The sequence below is a fragment of the Vreelandella arctica genome, from assembly GCF_037070215.1.
Lineage (GTDB): Bacteria > Pseudomonadota > Gammaproteobacteria > Pseudomonadales > Halomonadaceae > Vreelandella > Vreelandella arctica.
This window is the reverse complement of the sequence record NZ_JBANSN010000018.1, coordinates 23,870-38,107: the sequence shown is the minus strand read 5'-3', so window position 1 is coordinate 38,107 and position 14,238 is coordinate 23,870. Positions and strand designations below refer to the sequence as shown.

Below are 14,238 nucleotides of genomic sequence, written 5' to 3'. Positions count from 1 at the left end.
GTGAGCGAGACGCCAAGCGATACGACTGAGCTAGAAAATCCTGACGCTGCGACCACTGACCCAGTGGCGGTTTCGTTTGGGCGCCTGTTCAATGAGCAGATAACGCAAATGCCGGAGGATTTGTATATTCCTCCCGAGGCACTGCGCGTCTTTCTGGAGACTTTTGAAGGCCCGCTGGATTTACTGCTCTACCTGATTCGGCGTCAGAATCTGGATATTCTGACCATCAATGTGGCCACCATTACTCACCAGTACATCGAGTATGTGGAGCTGATGAAGGCCATGGAGATCGAGCTGGCGGGTGAGTACCTGCTGATGGCCGCTATGCTCGCTGAGATCAAGTCGCGAACGCTGTTGCCGCGCCCACCGAAGGCTGAGGGCGATGATGAGGAGGATCCTCGCGCAGAGCTTATCCGACGCCTGCAGGAGTACGAACGCCTCAAAGAGGCAGCCGAGACACTGGATACGCTACCGCGCATGGGGCGTGACTGGTTCAGCGTGCAGGCGGGCTTACCTCCGCTGGAATCTCGTGTGATTCACCCTGAGGTGGAATTGGATGAATTGCTCAGCGCGCTTTCGGATATTCTCAAGCGCGCCGAGCTGGTGCAAGCCCACCAGATCAGTCGCGAGGTGCTATCTACCCGCGAGCGCATGCTCAAGATTATGGAGTTACTCAGCCACGATGATGCGCATCAACGTTATACCCCCTTTGAAGCGCTGTTCACCTTAGAAGAAGGGCGGGCTGGCGTGGTCGTGACCTTTATGGCAATTCTAGAGCTGGCCAAAGAAGCCATGATTGAAATTGTTCAGAATGCACCGCTTTCGCCGATTCACGTACGTGCTCGGCGTGCCGCCCTGGCCGACGACGAAGAGGGCGCTTTTGAGGAGAACGAGATAGAAGACGATGCCTATGGTGAGTCCGCCTTTGAACCTGGAGAAGAGACGCCATGAGTAACGCCGCCAACGCGTTAGATGACATTATTGAAGCAGCGCTCCTGGCCGCTGGTGAACCGTTACCCCTTGAACGTCTAGAAACGCTTTTTCTTGAAGGCGAATGCCCGACTCGCAAGGAGTTTCGCGATGTCCTTGAGCGCTTACAGCTGCGCCATTCGGCTGGGGCACTAGAGTTATTGGAAACGGTCTCAGGCTATCAGCTACGCATTCGCCCGCGTCTGTCGCAATGGGTGTCGCGGTTATGGGACGAGCGCCCCCAGCGCTACTCACGGGCGCTGCTGGAAACGCTGGCGCTGATCGCCTACCGCCAGCCGGTTACTCGTGGCGATATCGAAGAGGTGCGTGGGGTCAGTGTAAGCAGTTCAATCATGCGCACCCTGGCGGAGCGCGGTTGGATTCGCGTAGTGGGCCACCGGGATGTGCCGGGGCGCCCGGCGGTATATGCCACCACGCGGAGCTTTTTAGATGACTTTGGATTAAAAACGCTCGATGCGCTGCCGCCGATGCACACCCTGGCGAACTGGGACGAGAGCGAAATACCTGAAGACACAGGGATGACCAATGATACTGTCATCCAGGAAGAACAAGACACCGGTTCAGACCACGAAGCACTAGACGAAACGATCAAAACGGTGCAGGATGCGCCACCCCAGAAAGAAGACATAACGTCGGCTGAAACAGCCGATACGCACGCCGAGACGGCGTTAACCCAGCCGCTAAGCTTTGCCGATTTACAGGCACGGTTGGCGGCACGTGCGCAGCGCGCGAACGAAGAAGAGCGCGAGCGCACGCAGACTACCGATGTGAGGTCAGACGACCATGAGTCAGAGTGATAGCACCACGCCCCCTACCAGCGAAAAGCTGCAAAAAGTCCTGGCCCGCGCAGGCCTTGGCTCACGGCGTGAGATGGAAACGGCAATTTCCGATGGCCGTGTAAAGGTGAATAGCCAGGTGGCCAAGCTGGGTGACCGTGTTGAAGCGCGGGATAAAGTCAGCTTTGATGACCGCCCGGTATCGCTGCGCCCTGAAGAGGAAGTGCCGCGTCGAGTGATTATGTACAACAAGCCGGAAGGCGAGTTGTGCACACGCAAAGACCCGGAAGGTCGGCGCACCGTATTTGAACGCTTGCCGCGCTTGAAAGGCGAGCGCTGGATTGCGATTGGTCGCCTGGATATTAACACCAGCGGTTTGCTGCTGTTTACCACGGATGGCGAGTTGGCCAACCGCTTGATGCATCCCTCTACCCAGGTGGAGCGTGAGTATGCCGTTCGCGTAATGGGTGAAGTGAAGCGGGAGCATATCCTGGCGATGGTCGATGGCGTTATGCTGGAAGACGGCCCGGCTCGCTTCACGGATGTGCAGGAGTTTGGCGGCGAAGGCATCAATACCTGGTTCCACGTGGTAATTTTGGAAGGTCGTAACCGCGAAGTGCGGCGCCTTTGGGAGTCGCAAGCCCTCACGGTGAGTCGCCTGAAACGCGTGCGTTACGGCAACATCTTCCTCGATAAGCGCGCTAAAGCCGGTGAATGGGTTGAACTTAACCAGGATGAGGTGGACGACTTAGCGACATTGGCTAACTTAGAAACCCGTAAAGTGCCTGCGTTGACGCCTGATGAAAAGAACCGCTGGAACCGCGATAAGCACAAGCGTAAGCCGGTTCAAGCGATGCGTAAACCGAAAAGCAAAGCCCGTTAACAAAGCCCGCTAAATAGGTAAGTGAACGTGCCTGAACCGGTTTATATTGATCAGTCAGGCACGTTGTATGATTCATTTCTGTTATCCGAGACTAAAAAACACTTGCTATCAAAAGGGTGTAAGCGTAGGATATGCATCCGTTCAGGCGGGTCGTTAGCTCAGTTGGTAGAGCAGTTGACTTTTAATCAATTGGTCGCAGGTTCGAATCCTGCACGACCCACCATTGAAGCCGTTGTTTTTACGATATGTTTAAACAGCAAGTGGCGTCGGGTGGTTGTGAACGAAGACAGTATGATGATGTAGCAGCGCAAATTTGGGTCGTTAGCTCAGTTGGTAGAGCAGTTGACTTTTAATCAATTGGTCGCAGGTTCGAATCCTGCACGACCCACCAGATTCAACGCCCCTGGCAGCATAGCTGCCAGGGGCGTTTTGCTATGCGGGTGAGAAGCACTTTTGGGTAATGCCTCTACGTGACAATCTGTTTGCAGTGGGCAGCTATTTCCAATCAGAATGGGCTAGAATAGATATTCAGACGATAGGCCACCACGAGAGACGTAGCGGCCGATCGCACGCGAGCGGTGCGGGAATAGAGCGAAACGCGCCTGTGCCGTGACCCAGTGTTTAGCAGGGGGATTCCCTGCTCGTCACAGTGGTAGACACGATGACTATTATGACTACTCAAGCAGAGCTGAGTGCTCCGTTGCCCGTTGCGTACTGTCCGACCCGGATTCCGGCGGAAGATTTGGCAAGGGTCGAAGAAATCAAGCAGCTATTGAAAGCTCATAACGCTGTTTTGGTCGCGCATTACTACACCGATGATGCTATTCAGCAACTCGCTGAAGAGACCGGCGGCTGCGTTGCCGATTCGCTAGAAATGGCACGCTTTGGTGCCCGTCACGACGCCACCACGCTGGTTGTCGCCGGTGTCCGTTTTATGGGCGAGACCGCCAAGATACTGTCGCCGGAAAAGCGCGTACTCATGCCCACCCTTGAAGCAACCTGTTCGCTGGACATTGGCTGCCCTGCCGATGAGTTCAGCGCTTTCTGCGATGCTCATCCGGATCGCACCGTGGTGGTGTATGCCAATACTTCGGCGGCGGTTAAAGCGCGGGCTGACTGGGTGGTGACCTCATCGATTGCGGTAGAGGTGATTGAGCACCTGCAGGCCAAGGGCGAGAAAATTCTCTGGGCGCCCGATAAGCATTTGGGCGGCTATATTCAGAAGAAAACCGGTGCCGATATGTTGATGTGGGACGGCGCCTGTATCGTCCATGAAGAGTTCAAGGCCAAAGGCGTTGAAGACCTTAAGCGGATCTATCCCGATGCGGCTGTCTTGGTGCACCCCGAGTCGCCCGAGCCGGTGGTGAAGCTGGCCGACGTGGCAGGTTCCACTTCGCAGTTGATCAAGGCCGCTAAAGAGCTACCTAACGATAAGCTGATTGTGGCGACGGACCGAGGCATCTTTTTCAAGATGCAGCAGGCGGTGCCCCATAAAACCCTGTTTGAAGCGCCCACCGCAGGTAACGGCGCTACCTGTCGCAGCTGCGCGCACTGTCCCTGGATGGCCATGAACGCGCTGGATAACCTGGCGGGTGCATTGCGCGAGGGAAGTGGTGAGATTCAGGTCGATGAGTCGATGCGTTTGAAGGCCCTGATGCCGCTGGAGCGGATGCTTAATTTCAACGCCTAGCGAGAAAAGATTAACCGAATGTCATTGCGAACGAAGTGAAGCAATCTTGGGGATATTGCAACCGCTGGTTAAGATTGCCGCGTCGCTGCGCTCCTCGCAATGACACAGGTTTTGTTGACCTAGATTTAGTTGAAATCTTCCAGCGCTTCGCGATATTCAATAAAGGCCTCGCGGCGCTGTTCAATCCTGGCTACTACCTGCTGATCATTTTCACGTTCCGCAGCATCGCGAGCAATGGAGAGCTGGCGAATGCCGCGGTCTACCCGGCCCGTCAATTGCAGGTGCTCAGCGCGAGCCAAATGCCCCCAGCCATCATGACCACTGCGTCCGGCGGCTTCAGCTAATAGATTGAAGACCTGAGGGTTTTCTGGGTGCTGATCGGCCATGTCCCGTAACACGTTGTAAGCCGATTGAGGGTCACGCTGTAGCTGTGCTTCGGCCAATATCAGTTGAGCAGGCAGGTAGTTAGGCATAAAACGCAGCAATCGCTGGCTGCGCTGGATGGCCTCATCGTACTGACCGGCCTCTAAGGCGACGCTCGCGGCAGAGGCGGGGAGCATGGCAAAGTCAGGCTGCTGACTGGCAAGTTGATCAAGGCGTTGTAAGGCATTATCAGTCTGGCCGTTACGGGCAGCGATCAAGGCGTCCAGATAGTCCTGGGCAGTCTCGTCAGCGCCTTCTTGGGCAAGGCGCGAAGCCGCTTGCTCAGGCGTGTTGGCATAAATGCTCAACAGGGCGCGGGCGCGCATCATGTCGTAAAGGGTGTCGCTGGTATAGGCATCGGCGACATTGAGCTGGGCAGCGCGATCCTGGGCAGCGGTTAAGCGGCTATCGGTGACCGGGTGGCTAAGCAGGAACTCCGGCGGTGTATCGCCCTGCAGACGGGCCATGCGCTGCATAGCGGCGAACATGCGCACCATGGCCTCTGGGTCGTAGCCCGCATCGGCCATCGCCTGGAGGCCTAGGTTGTCGGCTTCCTGTTCAAATAAACGTGAATAGCTGAGCTGATCCTGTATTAGCGCTGCTTGGGAGCCCATGGCGGCCGCTATGCCCGCATCACCGCCGCCACTCGCGGCAATTAGCATGCCGGCTAGCATGGCCGCCATGGCGGGCAGTTGGGTTTGTGCTGCCCGTGCGCTTCCCCGCGCATAGTGGCGTTGAGAGAGATGGCCCAACTCATGCGCCAGCACTGAAACGAAGGCACCTTCATCTTCGGCAAACGCGAACAGCCCTGAATTGATGCCTACCACCCCGCCAGGCACGGCAAAGGCGTTAAGCGATTCGTTATCCACCATCACGGTAATAGTGCGTAGACCATTAATCTTGCTATGGGGGGCGAGCCGGGCAATCAGGCTTTCCAGGTAGTCGCTGGTAATAGGATCTTGCCACTGGGGGGCTTGAGCACGAAACTGTCGTAACCACGCGCGGCCCAGGCGGTACTCTTCATTGCTGACCGAGGTAGACGCCGCCCCCAGGCTTGGCAGGCCGTAATCGTTGATGGCAACGCTTGGGGGGCTAAAAAGTAAACTGCCACAGGCACAAGCGAACGCACATATCCAGCCTGGGTAAGCGGTAGGAAAGGTCGGCATGGCATCCTCATGGGTGATGGTTAAACGCTACAGTCAGGGTATGACATTGATTAATACTATGACATTGATAAAGACGGGGAAGTGCCGTTAAATCGACGACCTAGTGAAATCAATCGCTAACAAGACAGTTTATGCGGCAGCGTCTATTACACAATGTATATGCAGCAACATTTACAAATCTATGCCGTGAATAGGCAGGTCATTTTGAGGGAGAGTATATGTCTGAGCAAACCGGGGGCTTTCAACCCGATACGGTGCTTGACGCTTGTGGGCTGCATTGCCCATTGCCACTGCTGAAAGCTAAGCAAGCCTTAGCTACCTTGGCAGCAGGTCAGTTGCTGGAGGTGCGTTCAACGGACGCCGGTTCGTGGCGGGATATGGCGTCGTTTACCGATCAAAGTGCGCATACCCTGGAAGGCCGTGAACAGCGTGACGATGTTTATGTGTACTGGATTCGTAAAGCCGGGGATGGTCACTCATGACCCTGCGTACGATTTTAAAAAGCTGGGTTGAGCGCTACTTCTCCGACGAAGAGGCGCTGATTCTGCTGGTAGTATTGGTGGCAGGTTTTGCGGCGATCATTTGGTTTGGCCGTATGCTGGCACCGTTTTTCACTGCACTGGTAATTGCGTTTCTACTACAAGGCGTGGTGAGCGCACTTACCCGCCGTGGGTTGCCGCATTTGCTGGCGGTGATCATGGTATTCCTGGCGTTTATTAGTGTCTTGTTAACCCTGGCGTTTATTTTAATGCCGCTGATTTGGAATCAGTTAGTGGGGTTGGTACAAGAAACACCGAGGATGTTCGCCAGTGGTCAAGGCTGGCTGGATGAGCTGCAAGCGCGCTACCCCAACATTATTACGCCGGACCAGATGCAGAACTGGATAGGCGTGGCGAGCCGCGAGATCAGCCAGTTAGGGCAGCGCGCCTTAACGCTTTCGCTGGCATCGCTAGGCAATATTATGTCGCTGATTATTTATCTGGTGCTGGTGCCGATTCTGGTCTTCTTCATGCTCAAGGATCGCGATGTATTGGTTGGCTTTATGCTGTCGCTGCTGCCCCAAAAACGCACGCTGTTATCACGTATTTGGCGTGAAATGGATGATCAAATTGCCAACTATATCCGCGGCAAGTTCATTGAAATCATTATCGTGGGCACCGTAACGTTCTTTACCTTTGCCTTCTTTGGATTGCCTTATACGGCGCTGTTGGCCGTTCTGGTGGGGTTTTCTGTATTGGTGCCGTATATCGGGGCGGCGGTGGCAACACTGCCGGTGGCTGCGGTCGCTGGGTTTCACTTCGGGCTCAGCGAGGAGTTTGTGTATGTGCTAGTAGCTTATGGAGTGATTCAAGCGCTGGATGGCAACGTATTAGCCCCGGTACTATTTTCTGAAACTAACAATATCCATCCGGTTTCTATCATTGTGGCGGTGTTGTTCTTCGGCGGGATTTGGGGGTTCTGGGGTATTTTCTTTGCTATTCCATTAGCGACGCTGCTGAAAGCGCTGATCTACGCTTGGCCGCGTAGTATGCAGGAGCGAGAGGAGCGTCGTAGCTTGCAAGCCCCAGCAAAAGAGTAAGCGTAGCGCTTAAACACGGCCCGCGCTGGGTATCCTCAGCGCGGGCATAGGGGTTAACTGGCAGAGTTAAGTTGTTCAGCCGCGGCGAGTACCTCATCAACATGACCAGGCACCTTAACACCACGCCATTCGTTGGCGAGCTTGCCCTCTTTATCAATCAAGAAGGTGCTGCGCTCTATGCCGAGATGCTCCTTGCCGTACATTTTCTTGAGCTTGATAACGTCAAACAGCGTGCAGACGTTTTCGTCCTTGTCAGAGATAAGATCAAAATTAAAATCCTGTTTGGCTTTAAAGTTCTCCTGCGCACGTAGGCCGTCGCGAGAGACGCCGAGGATGACCGTATTGGCAGCATCGAAGGCGGTTTTACGGTCGCGAAAGTCACCCCCCTCGGTGGTGCAGCCTGGGGTGCTGGCTTTGGGGTAGAAATAAATAACCACTTGTTTGCCGTGCAGTTCCGATAGCGTCACGGTGGAATCACCAGTTGCAGTAGCGGAAAAGTCAGCAACGGGTTGACCAATTTCAACAGACATAAGGCGTCCTTTTGAGGGTGGGTGTTAAGATTAGTAGTCACGCGCGATTACACGAAAGCCAGGGGCAGTTGTCAAAGCTCAAACCAGGCCGGTGACAAACTTGCACCGCTTTACGCTGTACAGGCTCGAATCGCCTGAGTACCATTTGCTCTCTGTGGAACGCCAGCGCCTTATACAAAGTATCGCGATGGCGCCCAGTTTGCTAAAGACATAGCACGTAAAATACATAGCACTTAAAACACAGATAGTTGATATCACACTTTGGCTGGTGAGGAATAAACGGATGATCACAGGCAGCATTGTCGCCCTGGCGACGCCTATGAAGGTCAATGGCGACATCGACTGGGAGGCGCTTCGTCGTCTGGTGAACTTCCATCTCGAAAATGGCACCGATGGCATTGTGGCTGCTGGCACGACGGGCGAACCTACTACCATGTCCTTCGCGGAGCACTTTGATGTGATTCGCAGCGTTGTCGAAGAGGTCAATGGTCGTATTCCGGTTATCGCAGGGACGGGGGCTAACGCCACTTCTGAGGCGGTTGAGCTGGCGCGTTACGCCGGGGAAGTCGGGGCCGATTACTGCTTGTCAGTGTGCCCTTACTATAATAAGCCCACCCAGGAAGGCCTGTATCAGCACTTTAAAGCGGTCGCGGAAGGCAGCAAACTGCCGGTGATTCTGTATAACGTGCCGGGCCGTACCTGCTCTGATCTCTACAACGAGACCGTCTTACGCTTGGCCGATGTCGATAATATTATTGGTTTGAAAGACGCAACAGGGAACCTGGAGCGTGCGGAAGATCTAATCTCACGTCTAAAGGGCAGTGGCTTTATGCTCTACTCCGGCGACGATGCGACCGCCTGTGACTTTATGTTGATGGGTGGCCATGGCGATATCTCCGTGACGGCGAATGTTGCCCCACGGGCGATGCATGATCTGTGCACCGCTGCCGTGGCCGGTGATGCTGATAAAGCCCACCAGATTAATACCCGTCTGATGCCGCTACACACCAATTTGGGCATAGAGTCGAATCCTATTCCCGTGAAGTGGGCGCTTAATCGCATGGGTTATGCGGACGCAGGCCTTCGTTTACCGCTAACCTGGCTGTCTGAAAAGTACCACGCCACGGTGAGCGAAGCGCTGCAGATGGCAGGCGTCGTAGAGGAGTAACCTGGCGCAATACCCTTTGCTACCCAGCTCAGCGATAAGTTGAGCTGGGTACCTGATTTGTTGACTTAAGGTGGCTTGATGAGCTCTGTGCTTGAAATACGTGCGCTTAAATGGGTTCCGCTGGCACTCGCAGCGGCTGTCGCGCTCTCTGGTTGCGCACGGGATGGTTTTTACCACGACCGTAACCTGGACTACACCGAGGCTGCTCCGGCGCCTCCGTTGGTGTTGCCAGAGACCCGTAATCCCCAACGTTACCGCGATGCGCTGCCGGTTCCTCAAGCCGCCACCCAAGGGACACGGCTTGACGAAGCGGCAGAAATTCGTCCGCCCCAATCACTGGCTATTGGCAGTGGCTTAGAGCCTGAGTACGTTGAGCGCCGCGAAGTCGGTGATCAAACCTGGCTAGTGGTGGCCGCCGACACCGGTACGGTGTGGCCGCAGTTGGAAGAGTTTGTACGCAGCCGACAGCTGAATGTGCTGCAGAGCAGCGCGTCCCAGGGCGTTATCGTGACGTCCCAGGGGGAAATACGCCTGCAGAGTGCGCTGCGCGCAGGCAGTAGCGAAGTTCGCTGTGAAAGCGGTGGGCAAACCATGACTAGCTGTCTGGACGCACTGGAAAGCCATCTAAGTGCACGCAGCGCTTCTGCCAGCGTGTCATCTTCCTGGACCGCTCAGCGCCTTACCGATGAGCAAACGTTACAAGTTCGCCAGCAGGGTGAAGAGTGGGAAGTGGTTATTCCGCAGCCGGTGGACCGCGTATGGGCTGAACTGAACCACTACCTTGAACTGGATTTTGCTCAGGAAGGACAGCGCGACTTGCTTGCCTCTGACCCCAGTAGCCACGAGTTCCTGGTTGAATATATGACCGAAACCGAGCGCAATCGTAACCCGCTGCAAATGGTATTCAGCGCGGACGTACGCAAAATGTCCCAAGAGATCCGCCTTGCCTTACAGCCTGACGGCGACAAGACGATCCTGCGTGCCATCAACGCCAGCGAACGGGCATTCAGCGCCGATGATCAGCGCGAGCTGCTTGAGCGTGTCTCCGGTTATTTACGTTAATTTATTGACCCTTGATCCCTTACGGAGCCCCCATGGAAAAGCGCCAAGAACTCTACGCCGGTAAGGCGAAATCTGTGTATACCACCGACGATCCGGATTTGTTGGTGCTTAACTTTCGTGATGACACCAGCGCCTTCGATGGCAAAAAAGTGGAGTCGCTGGCCCGTAAGGGAATGGTCAATAACATCTTTAACGCCTTCATTATGGAGCGGCTGCAGGAAGCGGGCATTCCCACTCACTTTGAAAAACAGCTCTCCAGTACGGAGAGTCTGGTCAAAAAAATGCAGATGATCCCGGTGGAGTGCGTAGTGCGCAATATCGCCGCCGGTGGTTTGGTAAAACGGTTAGGTGTGGAAGAGGGTATTGCACTAACACCGCCTACCTTCGAGCTGTTCTTGAAGAACGACGAGAAGGGCGACCCGATGATTAACGAGTCGTTGGCGGAGACCTTCGGTTGGGCAACCCCCGAACAGTTAGCCAAGATGAAGACGCTGACTTTCAAGGTCAATCATATCCTCAAGGCGCTGTTTGCCGAGGGCGATATGCTGTTGGTGGACTACAAGCTTGAGTTTGGTGTCTTCAAGGGTGAGGTGGTATTGGGGGATGAGTTCTCGCCGGATGGTTGCCGCCTTTGGGACGCTAACACCCGTGAAAAACTGGATAAGGATCGCTTCCGCCAGGGGTTGGGCGGCGTGATTGAGGCGTATGAAGAAGTTGGTCGCCGCCTGGGTATTACCTTTCCCGCTTAAAACGTCATCATTGTTTTATCGCTCGTCGTAAGGTTCGATAGCCATCACCTCTAAGGTGGTGGCTTCGCCTTGTTGACGCTGACGAAACTTAACGTCTACATCGCGTAGGCGTACCCCGTAAAGTCGATCAGACGCTAACTCTTTTTGCTTATAGGCGGGCCGTGGGTCCTGGCTTAGTACTTGCTCAATTAATGCATGCAGCGTGGCGCTGTCTGAGCGTTGGGTGAGGGTGTCCAGTGCCGCTGGGTGAAACGACACCGCCAACAGTGACGGCGTCTGCGGCGCAAAACCAGCCTTTGCATCAGGCTGAGATTCAGCCCAGGGCAAGTAGGGTTTGATATCAACCACCGGCGTGCCGCTCACTAAGTCGCAGCCCTGTAACGCCAAAACGACGCCTTGCTGAGTGTCGATACCGACTAGCCTTACCAGTGATAGCCCCAGACGATTAGGGCGATGGGTGCTACGGCTGGCAAAAACGCCCACTTTTTTATTACCGCCCAACCGTGGCGGCCTCACCAGCGGCGACCAGCGTTGCGGGCTTTGATGAAATATAAAGCTTAACCACAGGTGGCTGAAGTCTTCTAAACCACGCACGGCGAGAGGGTCATTGTAGGGGGCGGCGAGCACAAGCTTGGCGTTAGCCGCGGGTGCGAGCCCTGGTTGGCGCGGAATGCCGAATTTGTCAGGGTAGTCGCTGGCCATGTGGCCAATGGGCGATAGCGTAAAGTGCTCGCTGTTAGGGGCATCGTCCATCACACTGCCTTTTGCTAGGATTTATTGGCGTAATATAAAACAGTATAAAGCAGCCGATGGCTTAAGCGTGACCCAATAGGGTGTGATCTAAAGCGGCGTGATCGAAGAGGTCTTGCTTGAATAGGCATTGACCAAATGTTAGCTGAACAGTGCAGAGGTGACGCATGAGTAATAGCGATGAGCAGCAAGCGCCAACGAGTGCGCGGGTTATGTATCGCGCGGCACTGGCACGCGATGCCGCCGATCAGGCAGAAGTGTTTTACCACGCCGTCATGCAAGGGGCTGCTACCCACTATACGCTAGATGAGCGGCGGGCATGGGCGCAAGCGCTACCCCGTGAAGGCAGTGCCTGGGCAGTGCGGCAAGCGCTGTATACCACGTTAATTGCTACCTGTGATGGACGCTGCGTGGGGTTTTTGGAAGTAGATTTAGATGCCGGGCGAATTGAAACGCTCTATGTCTGGCCTTCTCTTGCTGGTCGCGGCATTGGCACCACGTTGCTGGTTCACGCTGAGCGTATGCTGCTCGAACAGGGCAAAGGCAAGGTGGAGATTGAGGCCAGTTCGGTGCTTTACGAGCGTCTAATGCGCCGCGGCTGGGAAAACCACGGCGAGCAGTGGGTGGAGCGCAGTGGTGAATCGCTCAAGCGGTATCGACTTTCCAAGGCACTTAACGCCGTGGAAACGTAAGTCTAGCTACACGCTATAGCTGCGGGTTATGCGCATCGATAAGTCGATTGAGGCGATATCCTTGGTTAGCGCACCGCTAGAGATACAGTCAACGCCGGTATCGGCGATTGCCCGTAGCGTAGCGTCGTCCACATTGCCTGATGCTTCCAGGGTGGCTCTGCCGCCGTTAATTTCTACCGCAACGTGCAGGTCTTCAATGGCGAAGTTGTCGAGCATAATAATGTCGGCACCCGCTGCCAACGCCTGATCCAGCTCTTCAAAGGTTTCCACTTCCACTTCCACTGGCAGGTCGCTGGCCAGCTTGCGTGCTTGTGCAACGGCTGCTTGAATGCCTCCACAGGCGGCAATGTGGTTCTCTTTGATCAAAAACGCGTCCCATAGACCAATGCGGTGGTTATGGCCGCCACCGCAGGTAACGGCATATTTTTGCGCCAAGCGCATGCCGGGTAGCGTTTTGCGGGTATCGAGCAGGCGTACGCACGTGCCTTCAATCAGGTCGACATAAGCACGGGTGGCAGTCGCAGTGGCAGACAGCGTTTGCAGCACGTTAAGCGCCGCACGCTCACCGGTGAGCAGGATGCGGGCGGGGCCTTCCAAGGTTAAAAAACATTGGCCAGCCTCAAGTTTATCGCCATCAGCGGCGTGCCAGTTCAGGCTTACCCGGTTATCCAGGCGGCGAAACAGCTCATCCACCCAAGGTGCACCGCACAGCACCGCGGCTTCACGGGTAATCACATCGGCGCTGGCCCACTGGTGTTCAGGGATCAATTGCGCGGTAATATCACCTGGGCCCACGTCTTCGGCTAGCAGACGAGCAGCGCTGGCGCGGATTTCTTCTGCAAGAGCGGATTGATAATGCATGGCAGTGAGTTCTCAGAACGTCGTCAAGTGTGACCAGTATTATAGTGAAAATGAGCAGTGAAAGAGAGCGCTAATATAGAGGAGAGCGTGCGCGTGGAAGAGAAACAACCGTTAAGTGGCTGGTGGGAAGGCGCTCGGCACGTGGTCTCACCCAACTGCGACGCTCGCCCAAGCGACGAAGTCTCGCTGCTGCTGCTGCATGCGATCAGTCTGCCCCCAGGCGTGTTTAGCGGTGATGCTATCGAAGCGCTGTTTACCAATCAGTTGGTAGCCGATGAACATCCCTTTTTCGCTGAAATAACCCATCTGAGAGTCTCTGCGCACCTGCTAATACGTCGCGATGGAGAGTGCGTTCAATTTGTTGATACGGATCAGCGCGCATGGCACGCCGGGCGCTCTTGCTGGTGGGATGCATATCAGCTAAAAAGGCGAACAGCGCTCAACGACTTCTCGGTAGGCATTGAGCTTGAAGGGGACGACATTACCCCCTACACCAAAGCCCAGTACAACGCCTTGGTAGAAGCAACGACTTGGCTAATCGCGCGCTATCCACAGCTTAATAGCCGCCGTATCACCAGCCATGCCCATGTCGCGCCGCTGCGCAAAACAGATCCAGGCCCAGCATTTGACTGGGTTTATTTCCAGCAGCAGTTAACGTCATAGGCTGAGAAGTAGGGGGGCGATTAGGTGTTTTAATAACTAAGTGCTTCAATAACAAAGCAATAAAACAGTAGTTTAATTACAATTGTTGGCTTATTTGATACTGAAGAATGAGGTCTTTAATTTGCTTATGTTGCAGTGCAATAGTTTGTTTTCGATAGGCTTTTCCGCCCCGACAGAATTGGCAGCGTGACGACTTTGCGGTATCTTCCCCTATACAAAAGGCTAACTTTTACGACATTTGTGTAGCTTTACTACA

At 54.9% G+C, this 14,238-nt stretch carries 15 protein-coding genes and 2 tRNA genes; 13 read left to right on the top strand and 4 right to left on the bottom strand.

Going from position 1 to position 14,238, the window contains the following annotated elements:
* The 6 genes from V8L70_RS15410 (at nt 1) to nadA (ending at nt 4,339) form a co-directional block, all read left to right on the top strand.
* The gene (locus V8L70_RS15410; RefSeq protein WP_101147556.1) at nt 1–951 is read left to right on the top strand and encodes a segregation and condensation protein A; all 951 of its coding nucleotides are present in this window, start codon (nt 1–3) and stop codon (nt 949–951) included.
* Complete coding sequence (gene scpB, locus V8L70_RS15405; RefSeq protein WP_101147555.1) at nt 948–1,787, top strand: SMC-Scp complex subunit ScpB; 840 nt, start codon at nt 948–950, stop codon at nt 1,785–1,787. The genes V8L70_RS15410 and scpB overlap by 4 nt, the downstream gene beginning before the upstream one ends.
* A complete protein-coding gene (gene rluB, locus V8L70_RS15400; protein ID WP_008957531.1) occupies nt 1,774–2,649 on the top strand; it encodes a 23S rRNA pseudouridine(2605) synthase RluB in 876 nt (291 codons plus the stop codon). Before scpB ends, rluB begins: the two co-directional genes overlap by 14 nt.
* A gap of 147 nt (nt 2,650–2,796) precedes the next feature.
* Nucleotides 2,797–2,872, top strand: a tRNA-Lys gene (locus V8L70_RS15395).
* Between the two features lie 92 nt (nt 2,873–2,964).
* A tRNA-Lys gene (locus V8L70_RS15390) sits at nt 2,965–3,040 on the top strand.
* 270 nt (nt 3,041–3,310) lie between these two features.
* Entirely contained in the window at nt 3,311–4,339 is a 1,029-nt protein-coding gene (gene nadA / locus V8L70_RS15385; protein ID WP_336270039.1) for a quinolinate synthase NadA, read from the top strand.
* A 125-nt stretch (nt 4,340–4,464) separates the two neighbouring features.
* On the opposite strand, the gene V8L70_RS15380 is transcribed toward nadA, so the two are convergent.
* Nucleotides 4,465–5,928, bottom strand: a complete 1,464-nt coding sequence (locus tag V8L70_RS15380) for a M48 family metalloprotease (RefSeq protein ID WP_101147553.1) — start codon at nt 5,926–5,928, stop codon at nt 4,465–4,467.
* A gap of 218 nt (nt 5,929–6,146) precedes the next feature.
* Here V8L70_RS15380 and V8L70_RS15375 point away from each other — a divergent pair, with 218 nt between their 5' ends.
* Nucleotides 6,147–6,410 carry a sulfurtransferase TusA family protein gene (locus tag V8L70_RS15375; protein ID WP_008955946.1) on the top strand — a complete coding sequence of 88 codons (264 nt, stop codon included), beginning with the start codon at nt 6,147–6,149 and terminating at the stop codon, nt 6,408–6,410.
* Nucleotides 6,407–7,507, top strand: a complete 1,101-nt coding sequence (locus V8L70_RS15370) for an AI-2E family transporter (protein ID WP_008955947.1) — start codon at nt 6,407–6,409, stop codon at nt 7,505–7,507. Before V8L70_RS15375 ends, V8L70_RS15370 begins: the two co-directional genes overlap by 4 nt.
* 53 nt (nt 7,508–7,560) lie before the next feature.
* Here V8L70_RS15370 and V8L70_RS15365 read toward each other — a convergent pair whose 3' ends face one another.
* Complete coding sequence (locus V8L70_RS15365) at nt 7,561–8,037, bottom strand: peroxiredoxin (RefSeq protein WP_336270038.1); 477 nt, start codon at nt 8,035–8,037, stop codon at nt 7,561–7,563.
* 283 nt (nt 8,038–8,320) lie between these two features.
* Here V8L70_RS15365 and dapA point away from each other — a divergent pair, with 283 nt between their 5' ends.
* The 3 genes from dapA to purC all read left to right on the top strand — a co-directional run bounded on the left by dapA (nt 8,321) and on the right by purC (nt 11,016).
* A complete protein-coding gene (dapA, locus tag V8L70_RS15360) occupies nt 8,321–9,205 on the top strand; it encodes a 4-hydroxy-tetrahydrodipicolinate synthase (RefSeq protein ID WP_008955949.1) in 885 nt (294 codons plus the stop codon).
* A gap of 78 nt (nt 9,206–9,283) precedes the next feature.
* Nucleotides 9,284–10,267 carry an outer membrane protein assembly factor BamC gene (locus tag V8L70_RS15355; RefSeq protein ID WP_101147551.1) on the top strand — a complete coding sequence of 328 codons (984 nt, stop codon included), beginning with the start codon at nt 9,284–9,286 and terminating at the stop codon, nt 10,265–10,267.
* A gap of 32 nt (nt 10,268–10,299) precedes the next feature.
* On the top strand, nt 10,300–11,016 hold the full coding sequence (gene purC / locus V8L70_RS15350; protein WP_336270035.1) for a phosphoribosylaminoimidazolesuccinocarboxamide synthase: 717 nt from the start codon (nt 10,300–10,302) through the stop codon (nt 11,014–11,016).
* Between the two features lie 15 nt (nt 11,017–11,031).
* Here purC and tsaA read toward each other — a convergent pair whose 3' ends face one another.
* The gene (gene tsaA / locus V8L70_RS15345) at nt 11,032–11,769 is read right to left on the bottom strand and encodes a tRNA (N6-threonylcarbamoyladenosine(37)-N6)-methyltransferase TrmO (RefSeq protein ID WP_336270033.1); all 738 of its coding nucleotides are present in this window, start codon (nt 11,767–11,769) and stop codon (nt 11,032–11,034) included.
* Nucleotides 11,770–11,933: 164 nt separating this feature from the next.
* On the opposite strand from tsaA, the gene V8L70_RS15340 reads away from it, so the two are divergent.
* Nucleotides 11,934–12,458, top strand: a complete 525-nt coding sequence (locus tag V8L70_RS15340) for a GNAT family N-acetyltransferase (RefSeq protein ID WP_176302335.1) — start codon at nt 11,934–11,936, stop codon at nt 12,456–12,458.
* A gap of 6 nt (nt 12,459–12,464) precedes the next feature.
* On the opposite strand, the gene nadC is transcribed toward V8L70_RS15340, so the two are convergent.
* Nucleotides 12,465–13,319 carry a carboxylating nicotinate-nucleotide diphosphorylase gene (gene nadC, locus V8L70_RS15335; RefSeq protein WP_336270032.1) on the bottom strand — a complete coding sequence of 285 codons (855 nt, stop codon included), beginning with the start codon at nt 13,317–13,319 and terminating at the stop codon, nt 12,465–12,467.
* Between the two features lie 93 nt (nt 13,320–13,412).
* Between nadC and ampD the strand changes: the two genes are divergently transcribed.
* Nucleotides 13,413–13,982: a 1,6-anhydro-N-acetylmuramyl-L-alanine amidase AmpD gene (ampD, locus tag V8L70_RS15330; RefSeq protein ID WP_336270031.1), complete on the top strand. Its 570-nt coding sequence runs from the start codon at nt 13,413–13,415 to the stop codon at nt 13,980–13,982.
* The last annotated feature ends 256 nt before the right edge of the window (nt 13,983–14,238 follow it).